Below are 21,263 nucleotides of genomic sequence, written 5' to 3'. Positions count from 1 at the left end.
CACGACCTCTGTGAGGGCTGGCAGCTTGCAAAAGACACTTAACGGGAAAAGTCAGCACCAGGAATGAAATATTTTTCCTATGTTCCTCACGGACTAGTGTTGTCTTGGACTAATGACGGCAGTCCTGTGGGGGCTTTTGGGGGACAGCTTTTTAAAACAGATGGTAAACAGCTAAACTATGGTTGCGCCAGTGTCCGGTTAATGCACCGGATGGTGAAGCGGGAATCTACTAATCAACTGAGATTTTTGCCACTGCACTTGGCAATGGAAGGCTTTTTATCAATGTTTTTCTCTGGCCCTGATATCGCCTGGAGTGAATATTCTAAGTATGCCCTTTCTCATGGGCTGGGTAGCCGAATGGAAAGCTCTTTTAGTGGACGTTACATTGCTGGACTTGAAGATGCTTTGCGGGTATTTGAAATTCACTCTCGACAGGTTGGGGTATTGGTATTTGTTGCCGAAGCATTAGCATCAGCTTTTGTAGTACCGACCCCAGAGGACTATCGACTTTTGCACAATAGCTTGTTAGAAGATTTCTATGGTGAGTTATTGTACCAATACGCTTTACTGCACGATACTACTTTTCCCATGAGTGTATCTTTAGATGAGTCAAAAATTAATGATTTAACAACTTTGAGAGCAGCACTACAAAATATGCGTTCAGATTGGGCATCGTTTCAGGGTTTTATGGCCGAGGGACTGTTAGGACGCAAGTTAATTTCCCAAAAAGTCTATACTGCTGGTTCGTTCATGTTACAAAGATTTATTACTGACCTCAACCCCAACGAAGAAAATCATATTGGGGAAGCGATTATTCGAGAGAATGGTGAATTGGAGTATTTGAAGACTTATCGCTTATCAGGAATGCAGACTCGCCGAGTTTATTTGCTGAGTCAGTTAGCGAACCATAATTGGAATTTGGATGCTACAGCTAGGAAATTGGGCAATACACGAGAGGAATTTGTGCTGCGTTTAGAAAAGGTGGGTTTTGGTTATTTGCTCAATGCGGAAGTAAGACAAGCAGCATTGAAAAAAGTCAAGGGTAAAAGGTGATATTGTCTTGCTAAGATTCAGCATTAATTTGTAAAATTTTGATTTCAATACATTCGCCAATTTCCGAAGGAGTAAGCTGTCGTGCGTATAACTTGCACTTTTTAGGTCTGCAACCATTGGTAACTCTAGAATGCTCTGGAAAATTACAGATGCAACACCTTATAAACTTACTTAAACGGGGTAAACACAACCTAAAAAAGCGAAGAAAGGCTGCCAAAATCTACCAGCAAACACTGAATATTCTACGCAGTGAGCAACAAGATATCCAACAAGATTTCACTTCTTAAAAGCTACCAGCCTCTTATCCTTGCAATCCGGGTGTTTGATAAACTCGTGTTGGAAAATTTTCTAAAACATCAGTTTCACTGTTATTAGACTCATGTGCAGGTGCTACATCTTCCTCTGGTAATGGCAACATCCGCGCTGCTGACTCAATCCGTTCATGTAATGCTTGTGTTAGCGTTTTAATATCTGGAATTGTCACCTGACTTTCTAAAGCAGGTTTAACTTGTGTGTCCCAAAGAGTCTCACTATCATGCGCCCGTTTTTCATCGGCTTTGGACACCGGAATAATTAAAGGATAGGGAATAGAAGCTTGTCCCTCTGAACTATAACCAGGACTAGTAATTACGCACTTGCCTTGAGGAAATTTCAAAATTTCGTCAGCACTGATTACAGGCATTTTTTGCAAATTCTCACTCCAGCTAATTGAACGGCTCATTTGTCCGCCAAGCGATCGCCCTGTGGTACGATTTTTAATCAGCACTTCCTTCTCACCGTAGCGTTTGGAGTAATCCTCAGCCGTTTTGTAGTTACCAGGATTGAACAAAACATGGGTACTACAAGCAGAAGCGATCGCACTTCCCATCTTATCCCCATAAATATCGTAAAGTTGCTCTAAACTTTGGATACCTAGAATAAAGCAAGCACCATTAGAACGATATTCATTAATCCACTGTGGTAATCTGTCTAGCTTAATTGATGGTAATTCATCCAAAGAAATAATTAATGGGTCTTTGCGGGGACGGCTTAAATTACCGACAATCATCAAGTGCATTGCCGCCGCCAGCAGAGGCCCAACCACACTGCGACGTTCATCATCTAGCTTGAACACCACCATCTCTCTACCTTCAAGCTTAGTGGGAATGTCCGATTTCCCTATAAATGCCCTCAGCAAATCAGCTTGGATGAAAGATGAGAAAGTACCTGCTGCTGTGGTCAAAATCCCCGAAATAGTCTTCTCTGCATCCTTGGCACTCAAAAATTGAATAAATGAAGTCGCCACCCATTCATCCAACCTTTTGGACTGTACCGCATGGTCAAGACGTTGTACCAGTTTTGGCAACCGCAGCACAGCATAAAGCATCGCCATATCTGGGTAAGGAGAACCCTTAACTAACTGTAAAAGTGCTTTAGCTAACAAGTCCCCGGCTTTAGCAAAGAACTCATCACTTTTACCACCACTGGAAGCATTGCGGTTAATCACTTGTCCAATTTCCCCCGCCATTACCCCATCGCGTGCATCACGCATATAATCCAAAGGATTAATCACACCGCTAAAGGGTTCACCGGGGGCAAATACTCGTACTTTGTAACCATAACGGGCAGCTAGGGGTGCATGGAGTCGTAGTTGGTCGCCCTTCTTGTCATAGAGTAAAATCGGAAAACCTTGCTGCATAGCACTTTCTAACATCCGGTCTATGGTAGAGTAGGTTTTACCAGACCCAGGCGCACCTATTACCAGTGTTCCCCTTTCGGCATTGGGAAACCAAACTGTAGGTGCAGCACCAAGCATAGTTTGTATGTTAGCCAGCAACCCCCGCCATTTACCTTTTACCCAATAGCAAGGAGTACCAGACCACAGGGTAACTTTATTGTGTTTATGCTCTTTGATTTGCTTGAGTGCTAGGTTAGTTGCTGCTAGTTTCTCGCTGATACCGGAGACTTTACCAGTGGTGATTTTTCCTTTACCAGTACCACTGATTTGCAACAACAGTAAAACGAAGAGCATTCCACCTATCATCATCCAACCTTGGGGATTGTTATACTGCTGAAACAACTTGCCAAAGTCAATGCTAGCCAGAGGTGCTTGAAAGGATGAGACTTCAATTAATGTTGAGTTAGCAGTGATCTGGTTGTCTGGTAGATTTTTCTGGTAAATGTTCATAGCAGTTAAGTAGGCATTTAGCAGAAATTTTAGCTACCAAGTGAAAGCTAAAGCATTGACCTTCTGGACATTTTTTTAGAGGTGTTAGAAACTCTATTTCTAGAGGAGTGTCAGATACATGACAACTTTATAAGTGTAGGCAACGAAAAATCAAGTTTTTTCAGTTGCTATTTCCGCACTCGTTATTATCTCGGCTCAATAGTGAATATTACATCCTTACAAAAAGCTGGACTTTTAGCCAGTGAGGTAATAGCTAAAAAAGACATAGACAAAGCTATCAGTGATAGGGTAGAATGGCGGGCTGATGAAGGCAGTTGATGTCGTTAAGGGAAATTACCTAAACCCTAAATCTGGGTGGTGGAGATAAAAATATAGACAATTATATGGAGGAAAAAATTATGAAAAGAAAGGCCAATATTCTTTATATTTATGCTGATTTAGCAGAATTAACTTTAGAGCCTATTAAATGTCAAATTTTGGTTAACGAATTAAAAGAATATCATAATGTTACTTTGCATTATGCAATTGTGTCTTCTATAGAAAATTATCCAGAAACAACCAAGAGACAATTTATTACAGAAGAAGAATTTGAAAATAATAATTATGATATTCTAATTATAGAAAATAAACTAAAGGTTATTTCGCAGGATGAATCAGAGAAAGTAAAATCTGAAATTCTTCTCAATTTTCGCAAAAATGGAGGTATTGTCATCTTCATGTGCAGTGAAAACGGACAGCCATTTATATCCACTTATAATGATTTTTTAAGGAAAGCTTTGTTACCTATCATTAGACATCCTATCAGTCAATCAGAATTCCCAGATGGTCAACGTATAGAAGATTTTCACAGAGATTTTATTAACTGTTACGATGAACAAAATAAAATAAATAATAAAATTTACTATTTTTCTCTAGAAATAAACGAAAAATATTTAAGAAGGATCGATGAGTCTATTCGTTCAGTATTTAAAGATGTGCAGAGACTAGTAGTTAATTCACCTATTCAAGTGGATGATGCTTTTCGGTTGAGAATTTTACTTCCTGGAAATACTACCACTATCATGATAACATCCAGCGATTTACGTTGGGATGGAGCTATGTATCCTATACTTGGTAGTTATAATGATATTTTCGGTGTAGGCGTTTTAATTACTGGTGATATCTGTCTTGATTCCATCGTCAAAAGTCAAAAAACAGACGCAATTCGCTTCATGCTAAATCTTGTAAATCTACTTTGGGAAAAGCAGCAACAACGTTCACAGATTTTTAATTCATCATTGCAAAATCAGGATAGCCAGGATATTGAAGAAGATAAAGCTGTTACTCTAGAAGCGGAAAAACAAAGAGAAGCATCTCTCCTTTTTCCTATGGAAATAGTGCAAAAAACAAGAGATTATATAAAGAAAGTCGCATATCAGGCAAATGAATGTTATAAACAGGGGCTTTATGATGCTTGTGCAGTAATGGTTAGACGTTTAATAGAAACATTAATAATTGAATGCTATGAACATCATAAAATTGATTCAAAAATTAAGAATAAAAATGGTGATTTTTTTGCACTTAAAGATTTAATATCCAAGTTTTTGTCAGAAACTGAATGGAATGTCAGTCGTAGTAAAAATTTAGAAAAAATAGCCGATATAAAAGTAATTGGCGATTTATCAGCACATAACCGCCGTTATAATGCTAGAGATTATGATATTAATAAGGTTAAAGCTGACATTCGCATTGCTGTTGAGGAATTAGTATACATAGCAGGTTTTGACAAAACAAAAGATGAAACAATAAAATAAAAGCTAACTATTGAATACCAAGTTAAAATTAGAATAAGTTTATAGTTGTATACATTAAAATCGCTACATTTTAGGCAAGCTCAATAACTAAATTTTGAGGCTAACGCCTCATGCGTTGGGCAATCATATTTATGTAGTCCAATGGTTAAATCTAGGGTTTCAAACAACTCTAATCGCTCCAATCAATCTACTGCCAAAACTGCTGCTTCTAATCCCAAAGCTAATACCAAAACTCAAGCAGCTAAATCTAAAGCTCCTAACACTCAATTGTCAGACCTTGATATTGACGATATTGACCCAGAACTTCTCAGCGACAGTTATAACCAAGTTAGACGACCGTTACTGCCTTACGGCATTGTCGTTAATGACAAACCCGCCGGACTTCTGATTCCAGAAGACCAGCTAGAAAAGGCTGGCTGGCTTGATATGCCACAGGAGGACGACCTAACCATTGTCACCCTAACTGAAGATGTTACTGGACTCTTAATTACTCAAGCACGGTTACTAGTTTTAGCTTTTGTACCAGAGTATATCCGTTATAAATCAGATGTTGAAGACTTAGGTGGTTCTTTTGTTGGACTTTATGATGAATACAAGCATAACCTTGACAAGAAAACAATGGATGTGTGTTCAGAACATGCACTGGTGTTTCTGGATGAGGATAATCAACCCCTGCATACTACTCCTGTCGTTGTCCGCTTTAAGAATGTAGCTCTCTGGAGTTTTAAGTCAGTGCGTGAGGAATTTTACCGTTCTTTGGAGAAAACCTTTGCTGACTATTTCCAAGTGCCATTTAGCGGCAAAAACGATAGGTGGCGTAGCTTAGGTGTGCTGTCAGTCGAGTTCAAAGCTGTAAAAGAAGGCGAAGGTAAGAATAAACACGACTGTTGTAAGACTGTAGACTATACCAAACCCACCGTTGAAAATCTGTCTCAATTTTATTTGGGTCAACCCGCAGCTAAAGCCCTAATTTGGCAACAACATGATGCGATCGCTGGTTTTAATGAACCTCAATCCCTACCTGCTTTGCCAGGAGAATCGGTATCTGTAGACGTGGAAATATTGCCACCAAATAAGAATAGGAACAAAACTCAAAGCGTTCGTAAATCCAAACCAGCGACCAAGCCACCTCGCAAAATTCAACTTATTGACGATGACGACTTCCTCGATGAAACCGACGATTTGGAAGCTGAGTTAAACGATGATGATTTTGAGGAGGAAGACGATGAACTAGATGATGAGGAATAGTCCAATGCAACTATAGCATCTGTGCTGGTAAACTACCCACTACTCAGTGCTGAGTCATGAGTTCTGAGTAGATTAAAAGTCACTCAGTACTTATGTACTTGGTATATGCCCCGCACGGCATCCACTTGTGGGCGGCCTTTTAACTCAGCACTCAGCACTCTTCATCCACTACTGACCTAGATACCGATTTAATGGGAATTTCCTAGAGGTTTTAGAAGAAAACTCCGCCGTAGCTAAGATGACTATGGCAGAGTTTTCTTCCAGCTTTCAAGTTATCAACTTTGGGATTTTTTACCAGTAGTGAAAAGCTGACTATCAGCAAGTTGATAGCCAGTACCATTGAAACAAAAATTCAATTGGCGTAGCTGCTCTTGCTCAGTTTGCAGTACTTTAATGCACGGTAATGCCTGACCTCGGTTCTCTCCCACTGACAACAAATGTTTACCTGGTGGTAGATTGGGATTCAAGTAACTCAAGAATACCTGAGTAATTGGTTTGTCCTTTCTGAGCCAGTAACCAGTATGCAGACATCCCAAAGCACCACAGACATCAGGCGTATTCAAGTTGAAAACTGCGAATCTACCGTCTTTTCCTTCCACACTCCAAGCCAGTATATTTTTAGCAGATACTTTGGAATTTAACTCTGTATTTTCTACAATCACCTGTTCAACGACTGTTGCAGGCACAACATTAGCAGCTTTGTTCCAAGTAACGGTTGCCGCATTTAAGCTACAGCCCCCTAAGCTCATGAGAATCGACAGCAACAAAAAGATGCCCAAACCAATGCGAAACCAATGAATCCAGTAGCGTACCCTCATAGTCGGTGCTGGTAATTGATATGCAGTTGCCTTCAGTGGTTGAGACTGAGTAGGGGAGGCGGAGTCAGAATAAACTCCCTTTCCTTCCCCTGTTTGCCCAAAGTGTATTTTTGAATTGGTATCAGTATCCAGTATTTCTTTTATCTCATGGGGTGAAGTAATAGAAGTTTTAGATAAATCTGTCATCCTCTACCTCCCATTTTCAGTATTTTTAGCAGTGCTGATGTAGCTAGAATTTACATTGGGAGAACAGGTCAGCGTTCGATTATCGCTATTACTGTTGCGATAACTAGCTAAAGTGGTTTTGCCGTAATCTTTGAGACTGAGGCGACCGAGGGCATCTGAGCCATTTCCATCAACTTTGCTGTAATCACCACCAAAATGCTTTTGAGCCACTCGTTCAATTAGGCGTTCGCCCGTAAATGGCTCTCCTGTAGCCGGATCGATTTGCTCTTGTGTCACTTGAATTTTGTTAGCCATATCAGCCATAAATGCCCTATCTTGGTCAGCTGGAGGAAAAAACTCAAATAGTTCAGCCTCTGTTGCTTGATGCCCTTGCTCCACTTGACTCAGAAACTCTTGACCTCCAGGCTTGGCAGCAATTAACTTCACTGCATAGGGGTTATAACTCATGAACTGGTAGCGACCGAGAGCGCGACCACAATTTAAACCCCCATCTGCACAGGTATGTATGCCAATGGCTTTGTAATCCCCGCTACCAGCGCTCTCAATTTCCGCAATTGCATTTGAGAGCGATCGCAAATCAATACCGGACAATGATTGATCCGTTATCGACTGACTAGCACTACTAAAGGTGCATGGATTAATCTTCTCTCTTACTCCGGTACGGTTGGTAGTGCTAGCTTTTGGCTCTTTTGTAGCTCCAGTTGGTAAAGATGCAGTATTTGTCCTCTGTTCACTCAAATTGCCTACAAATATCAGGGAGTTAACCTTGTAGCTGAAAAAAGGAACAGGCCCGATAAAATAAGGTGTACAACCCATTCGCCAAGCACAGAACCGAAAGAACAAAGCCGTATCTACCGTATCAGTGGTTTCATCTGGCTCCATTACCACCACCTTAAAAGCTTTACCAAACGGTAGCCTTCCTGTTGGTTCCCGACCGTTATTCACTGCTTTCAGGATACCCCGCCCGCCCTCAACTTCTTGGTATTTACCGGAAATCCACTGCTTTCCTTCCAACTTACCGCGATCGCTACGACCTGTATTCTCCAAATCATCCAATTCTAAGTAAGCGCAGTCTTTTTCAGTACAAGGCACAGAAAACCCTTGCACGTCTGAACCAGAAATCGTATTGTTACGGCGGTTTTCTGCTGGCCCATAAACTACATCAATCCGCATTACCAAGCTACCAATTTCAGTGATGGGATTAGGCATTAATCCTAAAGGTACTTGTCCCAAACCAGGAATATCCGAAACATTGCTATTCATCCAACCTGTAAATTGTTGTAGCTGTACTGCATCTAAGTTAGGAATTGAAGAAATGGAAAACTCTGACAAGTTGATTTGTCCCAGCTTCATTTGCCCAACTTCATACTGTGTTAGTACCTGAGCTAGTGTTAAATTAGATGCAGCAATTAAGTGAGATTTTAGTAAGGTTGCAACAGGTGTAATATTGTTTACTTGTGTCTTAGCTAATTCTGGAACAACCTGAGCTAGATGGCTCAATGTCTGCTCCCCAATCAGGGGAAATTCACTCAGGGCAATTTTGTTTGAATCTATACTGTTAATGTCTGTGTTCGCCTCTGGTTGTGTGCCCAGAGCGATCGCCTGGATCGCCTGTAAAGAAAACTCCTCTGCCTGCAATGCTTCACTGATATCTCCTAACTTCAAATATTGGTCAGGAGTCATACCCACATTCCAAGTGCGACTCAAGTCATAACCTAGTGTTTGACTGTAGGGACTGCCATCAATTGCACCGGATTGACTGATACCTGGTAGCTGGGCCAGAGAAATGCGGCTCCAGTCTGGCAGCAAAACTTTAGTAGCAGGTAGTCGAGACTGAGGATTTGCAACTTCTACAATTCGAGTCGGTAAATTGCCATCACCAATTGTGTTGATTGTAGCTTGTGCGGCGATACTATAAATAATACAAGCAATGACAACCAGAAGAGATATCCATGCTTTTGGTATCTTCATAATTTCAGTTTTAAAAATGACAGCAACTATACCCAAGTAAGCAAAGTAATTTATTTAATAAAAACCATTCTTTTGTTACTTTTGGGGTATAGTTATCAGTAGAAATATGACTTATAACTCTAGCTCTGGCGATGCTGACTGTTGACTTTTCTTAGACTTGTAACCTGAGCCAGAGCCATATCCTGGTAATTGAGGATTGGGATTAGCAGCCGATTCAGTGTAAGGTGTATCCCCAAGATTGATTTCAAAAATATTCTCTTGATAACCATCCCTAAATTGGTCTGCTTGCAAGGGATTACTACTATCTCCAGAACTTAATTGCTCAACACCGTAACATAAAGATTGATAGCCACTGCCAGACTGATAATTACTACTGTCGTCAGTATCAAGATTTTGGTTAATTGTAGGTTCGTTATTCATTGACATTACCTAAAAAAACTGTAGCAATGCCAGCATAAAAAGATTTATCTAGTATCAGCCTTCACCTATTGGATATTAATTTTTTAGCCGATTGGCTAATTTTGGTGATGCGCTCATATCGAGATGAAAAATGGAGCAAATGAATTTAATTTCACCAGAAATAATGGCAGAAATTAGTAATGCTAATAGTACCAAACTGCCAGATAACACCCGAAAAATGCTGCAAATTCTGGCAAGTTTAAATACACCAAAAGAATTATTAGCAAGTCTTTTAGAAATAGCTGAATTTTCCCTACACCATGTTCGCTACCTTGCAGGGCCATTAGTAATTCATCGCAGTCCTTGGAGTGATACGATTCCCCAATGGCTGAAGTTTGCTTGTATTCAGGAGCGATTGGAACTTATCTTCACTGAATACGAACAGGATCAGGTTGGTGTTTCCAGCACAGCCACAGAAGTTCTTACCTACATGATGCCTGCAACTTACGAAGCACCTCTCCATAGGGACTACGCTGACCTTTATCTTTGGGCAGGTAATGAAGTTTTAACCAAATACGATAAATTACCAAAGGGTTGCAAGAGTTTTTATAAATTTCTAGGTGATGGTGATACGAGCAATGCCAGCAATAATCGCATCATTCATTTTAATCAGGTAAAAAATGAATTCGACTATCTTAGCAGGTCAATCCGACGCAGCATAGTTAAACACGCAGCACAAGAGGGATGGGGTAAGCGTAATGTTAATGCCTTGCCTAACTTAGACTCGACCCAAAGCACTCCAACTCCTAAACCTTCATCAAATTCAACTGTGCAAATTAGCTTGTTCTGAATTTTCAAGAAATCCTCAGTCTATTCAAATTTTTATCTGAGGATTTTTCTGTTAAATGGAAGCGATCGCTTCTTTAATTATGAATATAAATTTTCAAGTTAGTCATCATGAATACTCAACAAATTCAAGAAGTTTTAACTCATCTCATCATTGGAATTACAGCCTTATATACCATTGTAATGGTCGTTGATTTCGTTGTGGAAATAGTCAATCTCTGGCAGAAATTTATACTCAACATCGAATACCACATTAACCACACAATATCTGAGCAATCACACCTTGAATCTAGTGATATTAAGAAATCTCTCAAGTTGGAAAATCAAAATCAATCAACTAACCATATTACATCAAAACCAGAACTTCAACCAGACAACTTTGTTAGCATTGATGTAGACAAAATTGATTTACGGACAGCCAGAAAAATTGCCAGTGCCATAAAAAAAGCTTCAAAATCCAATCCTGACTTAATTATCAAACAAAAAGTCAACAATAAATGTGTTCCTTTAGCCTGGTTGCAAGCACAGATTAAGCATCGTTTAGAACTGGCACCAGAAATTGTCACACCCATTATTAGAGAATTGGCTCCTACTGCTTTTACATCTGTTCGAGAGAATATTCAGCATTCTAACATTGCAAAAACAGGTAAACGTAAAGTCAGTTAATCATATAAAGAGAGGAATATCGATATGGCGGTTATCGCTCGGATGAGAAGACAAAAGTACTTGCTGTACAATCTTTCCAGCAAAGTTTTTGTATCTCCCTCAACTGCACACCGCTATAGTATTACCTCTCTTTAATAGGTTTTTAAATCTTTGTATAAAACTAATTTGAAGTTGCTAGATATACAAGCTATCGCTTCTAGGTGATAAATTCAAATTTAATTCATTATGGCTATAAGCTTAATAAATACAAATAACACCAGTATTTATACTCCAGAATATACTCTTGCTTCCAATGTTTCAACTCTTAATTATGCTCTCCAACCTCTGTTTCATGCAGAAGTTTTAGCCATAGATTGTGAAACAACAGGACTTGACCCTCTAACTGATTCTGTTAGACTGATTCAAATAGCTGCACCAAACCATCCAGTAGTGCTGATTGATTTACCAGCTATTCCCAAAAGCGATCGCCAACTGCTCAAAAAACTGCTTTGTAACTCTGCTGTCAAAATTGCTCATAATGCCAAGTTCGACTGGCAATTTCTCACACTCGCAGGACTTCAACCCTCTGGTCAATTCTTTGATACCCAACTTGCTTATAAAGTTCTAACCGCAGGATTAAAAACAAGCTCGTCCTTACAAAATATAGTTAAAAAGCTACTACACCTTCAACTAGATAAAACTCAACAAATCAGCGATTGGTGTAAACCTCTTAAATCGGTTCAATTGCACTATGCTGCCGTAGATGCTGCCATATTGCTTGACCTTTACCCAATTCTCCTCAACAAGTTAAAACAGGCAAAGTTACTCAAAATTGCCCGACTGGAATTTCAGTGTATGCCTGTTGTAGCTCAAATGGAACTTAACGGAATGCTATTTGACTTGTCTCGATGGCAGATACTGGGTGCAAAACTAGAAGCTGAAAAAACAGATGCTTTAAGCCAACTCAAGCAACTACGTATTGCTCGCTCTCAGATGTCATTGCTGCCAGAATTGACAGATGCAGTAAACCCGAATTCACCTCAGCAAGTTTTGGCTGCTCTACAAGCTATTGGTATCAAAATCAACTCAACTAATCAAAGTAAATTAGTTTCTTTAGCTGCACAGTATCCCATAATTCAAGCATTGCTAGATTACCGCCGTCTATCCAAAATTATCGGCACTTTTACCGAGAAACTACCCCAGCATATCCACCCCAAAACTGGGAGAATTCATCCTAACTATTATCAATTAGGGGCAAAATCCGGTAGATTTTCTTGCCGCAAACCACCTCTACAAAATATTCCCCGTGATGAAGCAGCCCGTAGCTGCTTCATTGCTGCCCCTGGCTATAAAATTATCAAAGCCGATTACTCCCAAATAGAACTACGAATTATGGCTCGGCTTAGTGGTGATACAAAGATGTGCCAAGTCTATCGCCAGGGGGCTGACTTACATCGATTAACAGCATCTCTAGTAACTGGAAAATATATCAATGAAGTGACTGAAGAAGACCGCAGATTAGCAAAAGCAATAAACTTTGGATTGATTTTCGGTATGGGCGCTGCCAAACTCCAAATTTACGCCCAAGTAAAATATGGAGTAGCAATGACATTAGAACAAGCAAAAGCTTTCAGAAAACGATTCTTTGAAGCTTATCCTGGAATAGCTAGGTGGCATAAAAACATCAAACGTAAATACATCCAAGGCATTAAGGAAAGTCGTACACTAGCAAATAGACGACGGAGATGGGTAAACAAGCCCCGATTATCAGAGCTATTTAATCATCCAGTACAAGGTTTAAATGCCGACATCAACAAATTAGCTATGGTAAAACTTTCAATTCCATTAGCTAAATTCAGAACAAAACTCATCTGTGTAAGACATGATGAAATTGTACTGGAATGTCCAGAGACTGAAGTTGACCAAGTTAGCCATATATTACACAATTGTATGGTTGCTGCTGCCCAAAAGTTTCTCAGCCCTATTCCAGTTATTATAGATATTAAAACATCAAATAGCTGGTGAACTACCCCAACTTGCCGAGTAAAACTGAAGTTGAATTTGCAGTCAAGCTATTCTGAGAAGATTTGTCAAAAACTCAATTGCCCTCCTCACAGTATATAGGACTCCGATTTGATTTCTGAAAACATACTGAGACTGAAAAGCCCGTTTTATCAGGGTTTTATCTGAAATCTTGTTCAGAAATCAGATATGAGTCCTATAGCTCGTGCAAAAATGTGGTTAAAGGGCGTTTCGTTTTTGATCCGAAGCACTATCCCCGCCCTATCCCAATACCGTTTAGTTAAGGACATTTATCTGTTAGGGCGGGCTGTTATTGAGCAGGGGAAGCAGGGGGAGAAAAAGGCTTAACCCAAGCGTATTACACCCTATCCACTATTTATGGCTATTCCTGAATCGGTATTTTAGCCATTATAAATAACGGAACTATTTTAACTATATCTGCTTACGCAGATTTAGAGTGAATCAAGAGTTTAAAACCCGCTTAAGTGGGTTTTATTGGTGTGTCTATAAACTCTGTGACTGACAAATACCTGATGTAAAAAATGAGTTCCAATATTTACATATTTGAGGTGTATCAATGTCTAACCCCCGGATTTTAGGGGCAAGAGAAATTCATCTAATTTCACTCTACAGTCACTGGGAATTTGGTATGAAACCAGAAGAATTTTATGCCAAATGGGATGTGAGTTATGAACAAATTGCCTTAATATGCTGTCGTTCCGATTCTACGGTCAGAGGTTGGTTTAAGCAAGGTAAGTTTAGACGCTATCCTCAGCCTAATGATTTACGACATTTGGCATTCATGGACTTTTTGCTGGAACATTTTGAAGAAGTTCCCGAACAACTTTGGCAATTGCTATGTCTGACTCATTCGCCTTGATCTCAATAACATTTCTCTTCTACATATAGCAATCCGGTTTGATTACTGAAAGGTTTTTAAAACAAAGGCTTTGCCCTGCAAGGTTTTCAGACTCAGTATACTTTCAAAATTCCAGTCGGAACGCTATATATCTGTCCAATAAATCTAGTACACACATAACTCTAATTGTCAATATCAATTTGACCTGTCTTTGAGTATACCTCCTCGTTTAAGGTAAAATTTGGCGATTTAAAACTACATAGCATGGTTATTTTAGAGCCTTTTTAAGGGGTAGAATATGACTTATTGTGAGCAATTAAAACCGTGGTGTATTGTCCGTAATATTCCCAATCAAGAAAATATTGTTGTGAAAAGATTCCGCCGACGTGATGATGCTGTTGCTTATCTGCAAGTGTTGAAGCAGTCAGGCAGAGATATTGCTTTTAAAATCATTTTTAAGTGAAAATTAACTTCCACTACACCCACCAATTTAAAAACTGAAGAGCAATCATTTATGAATAGAGGGTAATGTTGGCTAATCAATTGGTTCTTTGGTGCAATGTAGATAATTTGAATTAACCCATCCTGACAAACCATTAACTCTAGTATTGGGCCCTTGAATTACACTTACATAAGCCCATATACCTTCTTGTTCCTTCAATAAAACATTATTACCATTATTAAGACCTGCCCTAGATTGTCCATTCGGACTATCACGAAGTGCCAGTTGCCCAGATTTAATATTCACTACATCACAAGAAGTTGCCCACTTCAGAGTCGCTACATTTTCTGTGATTGCTACTAGTTGACGGCGTAATATCTGCTTATCTTTGTTATAAATATTCAAATACATTCCTTCATTGGCATTTTCACGCCAGGAAACTGAATAAGTATAATCGCCATTTTCCCAAGTAATACCTCGATAGCCGTTATCACGCCAGGATGTTCCGTAGTCTAAGTCGATACATTTACCCTGAACATCACAACCTCTGTAGGTTTTGCCATTTTCCCCATCATCCAAAGTAATGGTAAATTCTCCAGCACGGTAAGTATCTGCTTTTGCATGAGTAGCAGTTGCTCCAATCAAGGAAGCAGTCAGAATTGCAGTCAAAAAGAATCCTTTTAAGCGTTTAATCATATTTACCTTTGGAATTTTCTGATAATGACAAAAATCTTTTTTAATTCGTTACTTTGTTGGTATTCGTTCACCGATATTAACCTAGTTACTGATATTTTCAGAAGATTAGATAATTTCTGCGATCGCTGAAGGATTTATATCTGGTTTATACCCAACCTAAATCTTCTAAAGCTTGACTAACCTGCTCCCGTAATTGCCAGTGCCATTCTCGTTGAGTAGTAGCTTCGGTATCTTCCAGAGTTTTCCAATAACCAGAAGCCAACATTAGTGACCAGAACGGTTTACCATTGTCGTCACGTTCAGGTGGCAAATAGTTTAAGTAATTTGCAAGCAGTTCTGCTATTCTGGCGTATTGGAGATTTGCACCACCAAAATGCTCATATTCAGCTGCCTGTGATAACCCAGTTGCAGTGATAGTTTGTCCAAGTGCATAATAGTGAGCTTTGAGCATAAGTTTATGGCTATCCGTCAGTTGGCTGCTGATGGCTACAAAAGCTTGCTTATAATCGTCCACTGTCGGAAAATCAATAGCTAAAACCTCTTGGATAACATAGCTTTTGAATGTGTCTATGTCCGTAAAATAGCGATAACCAAGACGATTTGCAGCTGATTCTATTTCCTTATCTGCATCAATTAGCAGGGCAATTGGTTGACTTTTCCCTGACTGCAAGCCATTGGGCCACGCTAAATCAAGTACTGCACTCACTGTTCCTGTGGAATCAGTAATTTCGTACATCAATTCACCAATCGGCAATCCCTGCTTCTGTACCCATGCATTACATTCTTCTAGAACTTTTTCGTCAGTCAGTGGTACAACCGCAGTGGAGATTTCAACGACTTCTTGCTCTAAGATTGAATCTGTCATTTTTGGTTCTGGAATATCCCCAGCTAATAGACTATTCAAAAAGCTATTGGCAGCTTGAGCTAGAAGATCGCGACGTGCGGCTAAGAAATAATGGTAGTTTTCAATTTGCCACAAACTGCGTTCCATCGGTATCCAGTGCGTTGCAATCGCATCGGGTTGGATTTGCTCGAATGCCTCAAAATACTCCGAAGGGTGTCGGTTTGAGACTTTAAGGTTGGTTTCTTGGGTTAGAAAAGTGAGGTTAGCGATCGCATTAACTTCGGATTTTGGGTATCCGCCTTTATAAAGTAGCGACTTGGGGAAAATATGATGAACTTGCAAGCAGCTATGCTTACCTAGAAGATGTTTGGATAGTTCAATGCCACTATCCCAATCTTGTGCTTGATGCACGCGGGTAAGCATATAAAGTAAGGGGTAAAACCTTGCTCCCATACCCCAGCCTTGAAAGTCAATAGCTTTGATTTCCAAGTCCCCGCGATTTTGTCGTAGGTTGGCGATGAGTTGGTCTAGCGGGTTATCTTCAGATTCCAATACGTGTAAATCTTGGGTTAAAACACTCTCAGTTGAACCTGCGTACCGTCCCCACAGTAAAGTATGTACATACCAGTACAATAACTTGTCGCGTTCTTTGTGATCTCTAAGATGTCCGCCACGCCCAACAAGGTAGCGCACCATGACAGGAAAGGCGTAAATGCCGCCCAGTACGCGATTGTGGTCGAGTCCAAGCCGACCAGAAATCAGGTTGAGCAGCGTATCAATAGCTTTTTCTGCCTTGTATAGCCCGTCCTGAAATGTCACAGTCTTGACATCTTTGAGTGCGGAAAACATTGCCTCTCCGGTGATAACTGCATTGATGCACCGGAGCAACCACTCCAAACGAAACTCAAACCCTGCTTTTTTCCATTTTGTGAGGCGTGCTTTGAGTTCGTTGCGAGCATCAGGCCATTGAGCGCAAATTTTTGCTAGTGCTAAATCACCTTTAGATAGCTTGGTTCCTCCACTGTTGACAGTGTTGAAAATTTCCACAACTACATCAACTGTTTTATCTTCACCACTGACTTCTTCAATATGCAAATTGATATTTTTAATGCCTTCAAGCTTATTCAAACTATTAATGTAAGTGGTCAATTTAGGAGCCAGTTCTGAAACTTTTAGTAACCGCTGAATAAAAATTCCTACACCTTGTTGCATCAATTCAGTGACATTCACCCACAAAGGGTTCTCCTTCATTTTCAGGGGAGCGTAAAATTCAAATATTTCTTCCTCCAAGTGGAAATGCAAACCAGTGAAAGCTTCCACATTGCCATCAAAAAACTGAGGCGGTTTGCCCCGCACGATCCCATAGAATGAGGTGATGCGCTGTTGCCCATCTAGTAGCAGTTTAACTGAACCCGTAGAAAGCTTCCCATCGCCACGAGCATGGTCAATTGCTTGTTCAGTTTTAGTTTCCCACACTAATAAGCTACCGATGGGATGCCTGCGATATAGTGAATTCATTAAACCGCGCACTTGATCGCGATTCCAAACGTAACCCCGTTGGAATTCTGGTAGGGCAATACTGCCCATGTCAATTTGGTCAAGGATAGTAGTAATGTTCATAGGCTATTTTTGCTCTTTTATTACAAGTTCTATAACCGGGTATTTACTTAAAAAATCAGATACTTTAAATGATGAGATAATATTTGGATTGCCTTGAAAAAGCTGACACATCATTGCTTATTACATTCTGATATAGCAGCCCGATTTGATTTTTGAAATTACTTGCGTAGGAAGGAAACAGGGAATAGAGAAGAAGGGAGTATAAGTGTACTGAGTTTTTTTCAAAAATCAAATATGGTTCCTATATCACTATTTTTTTCTATTGCACTATCATCAATTGCCTAAAATATCAACTAAATAAACTGCTATCCTACTCCCTATCCTTGAACCATTGGTAACAAACAAGTTGCACCTTTTCTTGCTAAATTCTTATTAGTTTAGCTATGGATATATAGGTTTTACCCCCTTGCCACCATTAGGAGTTTTGCAATACCAACGTAAATCACAGCTTTTACAATCTTGTTCACTAATATCGCCCGGAGCGGGAGCCTCCCATTTGTTAGTACAACGTGATTGTTCAATCTGATTTACCGTCTTAGTAAACTCATTTATCGCCACTTGAATTTCGCTAGGCTCAATACTGACTTCCACAAGAGCATTAACGGGACGTTTAGATGGGCAGGTAGATCCGTCAAGTTCGTTAAGGAAATACAAAACCGCTTTTCGTGGCAAAACGCCGTGCTTGCGTTGGTAGAGATAGGCATAAACTCGCATTTGGAATTCATACGTCTCTAAGTCTTTAGGCTTTAAACCAACGCGACTACTACCTTTGTAGTCCCACATCTCGCAGTTTGCAGGGTCTAAGTTTTCATCACTTATATCTACAAGCAGATCCACAACTCCATGAAGAACATGATTAGTCTGATCTGCCTGCAATCTATGTTCTGTGTCTTTAACGCGTGGATAAAGTGTCGGGCCTTCGAGAGCATTGAAATATTGGAGAATCTTTACAGCTTGAACTCGCGTATCCGATCTAATAGCCAGAATTCCTTTGCTATTCAAACCATTCTCAACCTGAATAAAATACCTGATAATATCGCTTGGAGGTGATGGTACTGCTTCCCCAGTCTTTTGTGCGCCTTTAACTTCATTAAAATAGTCACGAATCTCTTCTTCACTGAGAGTAAGTCCATTATCAGGAAGCAAGCCTTTGTTTGACGGATCAACTATTCCATGATAGTGGGCATGACAGCGATCTAAAACTTGGTGAATTATAGTACCGAAGTAAGTTTGAGTTTGCTGGGCAGGTGCATATTTGTGAACATTAAAAGCACCATACTGACGGGCGCAGCGCCGAAAAGAAACGACATCTTGAGTAACACTATATCGGCGTTTCACCACAGTATTATTAGATAGAGGTACAGAAATCCCTTTAAATGGTTTTGTCATAAATAATTTATTCAAATTACGAGTGTATTTTGTCGAAAATTAGTGTAGTTACGTCCAGGTGCAGCTACATGATTTTTAATATGATCTTGTGTGCCAACTAAAATTAGACCATGCTGTGCGCGTGAGTAAGCTACATATAGTAAACGGATATCATCTTCAACCGCCAGTAATTCTGGAGTTCGTGTATTTCTGGGATAAATATCCTGCCTAAATGGTTCTAAATCTCGCTCCAGAATTTGTGCGGCTCCAACCTCTCCTTTTTTACCCAGTTGTCCAACTAAGACAAAAGGAAACTCTAAGCCTTTTGCTTGGTGAATAGTCATTACTGGTAGATACCCTTGGGGTACAATTACTTCTTCATCTTCGTCATCATCAATCCCAGCGTCTATCAGGTAGCTTATAAACATGCTGTAAAAACGATGCAGAAAACCTGGATCAAGATCAGTTCCATCTGAGTTTGAGCGCAAACCATCTAATTTAAAACTGTGATATCCATCAAAAAGACGACTAACCTTAGAAAGACGTAAATTTCTTACAGGTTCTTGTTGCCATGTTTGAAATGGTTCTAGGGCGAGAATTCGATAGATAATTTCTAGTAGATTCAGGTTTAGAAAAACACTTTGATTGTTGAATGCACACAACTTTGGCAGTTCTTCATTACTACGTTTTAAGTAGTCATCTAATTGTTGTGTGACAACATTAGATTTACTTCTAACTATATCCAATGTTTTAAACCATTCATCAATGGTTGCAACCCATGAGAAAGGTTTTCCAGTTGGATCTTTGTATTTGTAACTAAAAGTGTGTTTTCTATCAATCACCTGTACCAAAGCAGCAAGTAAACACTGCACTTCTTCGCTTTCCATAAATGACTTTGAGCGAGGATTATAAACGGGAATATTATATTTCTGGAATGCAGCAAGATACAATCCGGCGTTGTTTTTTGAGTCTTTAGCACTACGCATCAGCAAAACACACTGGCTAAAATCAGATATGATTCCATCACCTATTAAGTGGTTTTTGATTAAACTGGCAACAGCATCTGGTAAATTACCTGCGTTTTTCTGAGTTATCCAAGAAACAGCAGGGTATGAGCCAGTAATGGAAGATGCTGCATTGACTGGATTTTTACCGGGCGCACGTACCCCAGAAGTTTTCATTTCTGGAAAAGAAGTGATGTAGTCGTTAAAAAAATTAACGATACTAGAGTGAGAACGGTAGTTTTTATCTAGTTGAATTTGTTTAGGAGATACACCGAAGGCTGCTAGGCAAGCTTTGTCAAAATTAACCATGCAGGATACATTTCCACCTCGGAAACGGTATAAAGCTTGGTCATCATCCCCCACTACGGTAATACTGTGTGGTGTCTGGTTAGCAAGGGCAAGATATATCTGCTCTTGGATTGGATTAGTGTCTTGGTATTCATCAACGAGTATGTGCAGCAGTGGAAGCTGATTTTGACCGTCTCCCTCTAAAAATCGTTTACTAGCAGAAGAGGTTAGGAATTCAAGAAAGCAAGCTTGAAGATGAGCAAAGTCACAACGATATTTATCCCGCAATGCTTGAGTATATTGCTGGTAAAAACCTGCAAGAGTTGCCCAGTTTTCACCAGCCAAAAGCATCTTTTGGACATCAACATAATCTTCTACAATATGGTTAAAAAGTGTGACTGCTGCCTTAGCACGCTTCCACTTGTTAGGAGGATATTTTTTGTCTCTCCAATCACGAACAGCATGAGCAAACTGTGTCCAGAAGTTTAAATCTTGATGATCTGCAATTGAAGCATGACGATAAACAAATAGATCCTGTTCTACCTGATCCAGAAGTCGAACATTTTGATATTTCGGATAACGGTATTCTTGGAGGATGTCATTACATAGGCTATGCAATGTCCCTATCCTTATCTCTGCTAAGTCTACGTCTCGAAGACTAGAATCAGCGTTCTGTAATGCTACCAAGTAAGTAGCCAATCTGTCTTCAAGGTTACGCGCTGCCTTTTGAGTGAAGGTGGTTAACAAAATTGAGCGTGGTTTAACCCCATCTACACAAAGCAGTTTTAAGGTGCGTGTAACCAATACCTCACTTTTCCCTGAACCTGGCCCTGCTATCAGCCATAAAGAACCTCCGCTATACTCTACAGCTTCCTTCTGTTTGTTATCCAGGTCATAACCACGAGCATTAGATTGAGCAATACACGAATGAAAGGTAGTTAAGTTAATCATTTATAAGAGTTTTAGGTTAAACATTAAATAAAGTTCATCCACT

The 21,263-nt window shown here is 39.7% G+C and carries 17 protein-coding genes and 1 pseudogene; 10 read left to right on the top strand and 8 right to left on the bottom strand.

Annotated features, from left to right (window positions below):
- Nucleotides 1-57: 57 nt before the first annotated feature.
- Together HWQ36_RS20065 and HWQ36_RS20060 are read left to right on the top strand one after the other, a co-directional pair.
- A pseudogene (locus HWQ36_RS20065) lies at nt 58-1,053 on the top strand (hypothetical protein); the annotation flags it as partial.
- A 149-nt stretch (nt 1,054-1,202) separates the two neighbouring features.
- Nucleotides 1,203-1,340, top strand: coding sequence for a hypothetical protein (locus HWQ36_RS20060; RefSeq protein WP_292705562.1), 138 nt, complete (start codon nt 1,203-1,205; stop codon nt 1,338-1,340).
- 14 nt (nt 1,341-1,354) lie between these two features.
- Here HWQ36_RS20060 and HWQ36_RS20055 read toward each other — a convergent pair whose 3' ends face one another.
- A complete protein-coding gene (locus HWQ36_RS20055; protein ID WP_292705561.1) occupies nt 1,355-3,220 on the bottom strand; it encodes a type IV secretion system DNA-binding domain-containing protein in 1,866 nt (621 codons plus the stop codon).
- Between the two features lie 81 nt (nt 3,221-3,301).
- Between HWQ36_RS20055 and HWQ36_RS20050 the strand changes: the two genes are divergently transcribed.
- The 3 genes from HWQ36_RS20050 to HWQ36_RS20040 all read left to right on the top strand — a co-directional run bounded on the left by HWQ36_RS20050 (nt 3,302) and on the right by HWQ36_RS20040 (nt 6,261).
- Nucleotides 3,302-3,538, top strand: coding sequence for a hypothetical protein (locus tag HWQ36_RS20050; protein WP_292705559.1), 237 nt, complete (start codon nt 3,302-3,304; stop codon nt 3,536-3,538).
- Between the two features lie 80 nt (nt 3,539-3,618).
- Entirely contained in the window at nt 3,619-5,013 is a 1,395-nt protein-coding gene (locus HWQ36_RS20045) for a DUF4145 domain-containing protein (RefSeq protein WP_292705557.1), read from the top strand.
- A 141-nt stretch (nt 5,014-5,154) separates the two neighbouring features.
- Nucleotides 5,155-6,261 (top strand): DUF5895 domain-containing protein, encoded by a 1,107-nt coding sequence (locus HWQ36_RS20040; RefSeq protein ID WP_292705555.1) that lies wholly within the window; start codon nt 5,155-5,157, stop codon nt 6,259-6,261.
- A 275-nt stretch (nt 6,262-6,536) separates the two neighbouring features.
- Here HWQ36_RS20040 and HWQ36_RS20035 read toward each other — a convergent pair whose 3' ends face one another.
- The 3 genes from HWQ36_RS20035 to HWQ36_RS20025 all read right to left on the bottom strand — a co-directional run bounded on the left by HWQ36_RS20035 (nt 6,537) and on the right by HWQ36_RS20025 (nt 9,656).
- Entirely contained in the window at nt 6,537-7,265 is a 729-nt protein-coding gene (locus HWQ36_RS20035; RefSeq protein WP_292705553.1) for a hypothetical protein, read from the bottom strand.
- 3 nt (nt 7,266-7,268) lie between these two features.
- On the bottom strand, nt 7,269-9,236 hold the full coding sequence (locus HWQ36_RS20030; RefSeq protein WP_292705551.1) for a M23 family peptidase: 1,968 nt from the start codon (nt 9,234-9,236) through the stop codon (nt 7,269-7,271).
- A gap of 111 nt (nt 9,237-9,347) precedes the next feature.
- Nucleotides 9,348-9,656, bottom strand: coding sequence for a hypothetical protein (locus HWQ36_RS20025; protein ID WP_094353462.1), 309 nt, complete (start codon nt 9,654-9,656; stop codon nt 9,348-9,350).
- A 139-nt stretch (nt 9,657-9,795) separates the two neighbouring features.
- On the opposite strand from HWQ36_RS20025, the gene HWQ36_RS20020 reads away from it, so the two are divergent.
- From HWQ36_RS20020 to HWQ36_RS20000, 5 genes are all read left to right on the top strand, one after another.
- Nucleotides 9,796-10,485, top strand: coding sequence for a hypothetical protein (locus HWQ36_RS20020; protein WP_292705548.1), 690 nt, complete (start codon nt 9,796-9,798; stop codon nt 10,483-10,485).
- 107 nt (nt 10,486-10,592) lie between these two features.
- Nucleotides 10,593-11,147, top strand: coding sequence for a hypothetical protein (locus tag HWQ36_RS20015; RefSeq protein ID WP_292705547.1), 555 nt, complete (start codon nt 10,593-10,595; stop codon nt 11,145-11,147).
- 225 nt (nt 11,148-11,372) lie between these two features.
- Nucleotides 11,373-13,151, top strand: a complete 1,779-nt coding sequence (locus HWQ36_RS20010) for a bifunctional 3'-5' exonuclease/DNA polymerase (protein WP_292705545.1) — start codon at nt 11,373-11,375, stop codon at nt 13,149-13,151.
- Between the two features lie 574 nt (nt 13,152-13,725).
- The gene (locus HWQ36_RS20005) at nt 13,726-14,028 is read left to right on the top strand and encodes a hypothetical protein (RefSeq protein WP_069069453.1); all 303 of its coding nucleotides are present in this window, start codon (nt 13,726-13,728) and stop codon (nt 14,026-14,028) included.
- A gap of 277 nt (nt 14,029-14,305) precedes the next feature.
- The gene (locus HWQ36_RS20000; RefSeq protein ID WP_292705543.1) at nt 14,306-14,470 is read left to right on the top strand and encodes a hypothetical protein; all 165 of its coding nucleotides are present in this window, start codon (nt 14,306-14,308) and stop codon (nt 14,468-14,470) included.
- A gap of 72 nt (nt 14,471-14,542) precedes the next feature.
- On the opposite strand, the gene HWQ36_RS19995 is transcribed toward HWQ36_RS20000, so the two are convergent.
- From HWQ36_RS19995 to HWQ36_RS19980, 4 genes are all read right to left on the bottom strand, one after another.
- Nucleotides 14,543-15,145, bottom strand: coding sequence for a hypothetical protein (locus tag HWQ36_RS19995; protein WP_292705541.1), 603 nt, complete (start codon nt 15,143-15,145; stop codon nt 14,543-14,545).
- Nucleotides 15,146-15,290: 145 nt separating this feature from the next.
- Nucleotides 15,291-17,609 (bottom strand): DUF262 domain-containing protein, encoded by a 2,319-nt coding sequence (locus HWQ36_RS19990; RefSeq protein WP_292705539.1) that lies wholly within the window; start codon nt 17,607-17,609, stop codon nt 15,291-15,293.
- 381 nt (nt 17,610-17,990) lie between these two features.
- Nucleotides 17,991-18,998, bottom strand: a complete 1,008-nt coding sequence (locus HWQ36_RS19985; RefSeq protein WP_094353457.1) for a PD-(D/E)XK nuclease family protein — start codon at nt 18,996-18,998, stop codon at nt 17,991-17,993.
- 11 nt (nt 18,999-19,009) lie between these two features.
- A complete protein-coding gene (locus HWQ36_RS19980) occupies nt 19,010-21,220 on the bottom strand; it encodes an ATP-dependent helicase (protein ID WP_292705532.1) in 2,211 nt (736 codons plus the stop codon).
- Nucleotides 21,221-21,263 lie beyond the last annotated feature (43 nt).

Source organism: Nostoc sp. NMS2 (assembly GCF_017115105.1).
GTDB lineage: Bacteria > Cyanobacteriota > Cyanobacteriia > Cyanobacteriales > Nostocaceae > Nostoc.
The sequence above is the reverse complement of the archived record's forward strand: the minus strand, read 5'-3'. Positions and strand labels throughout refer to the sequence as shown.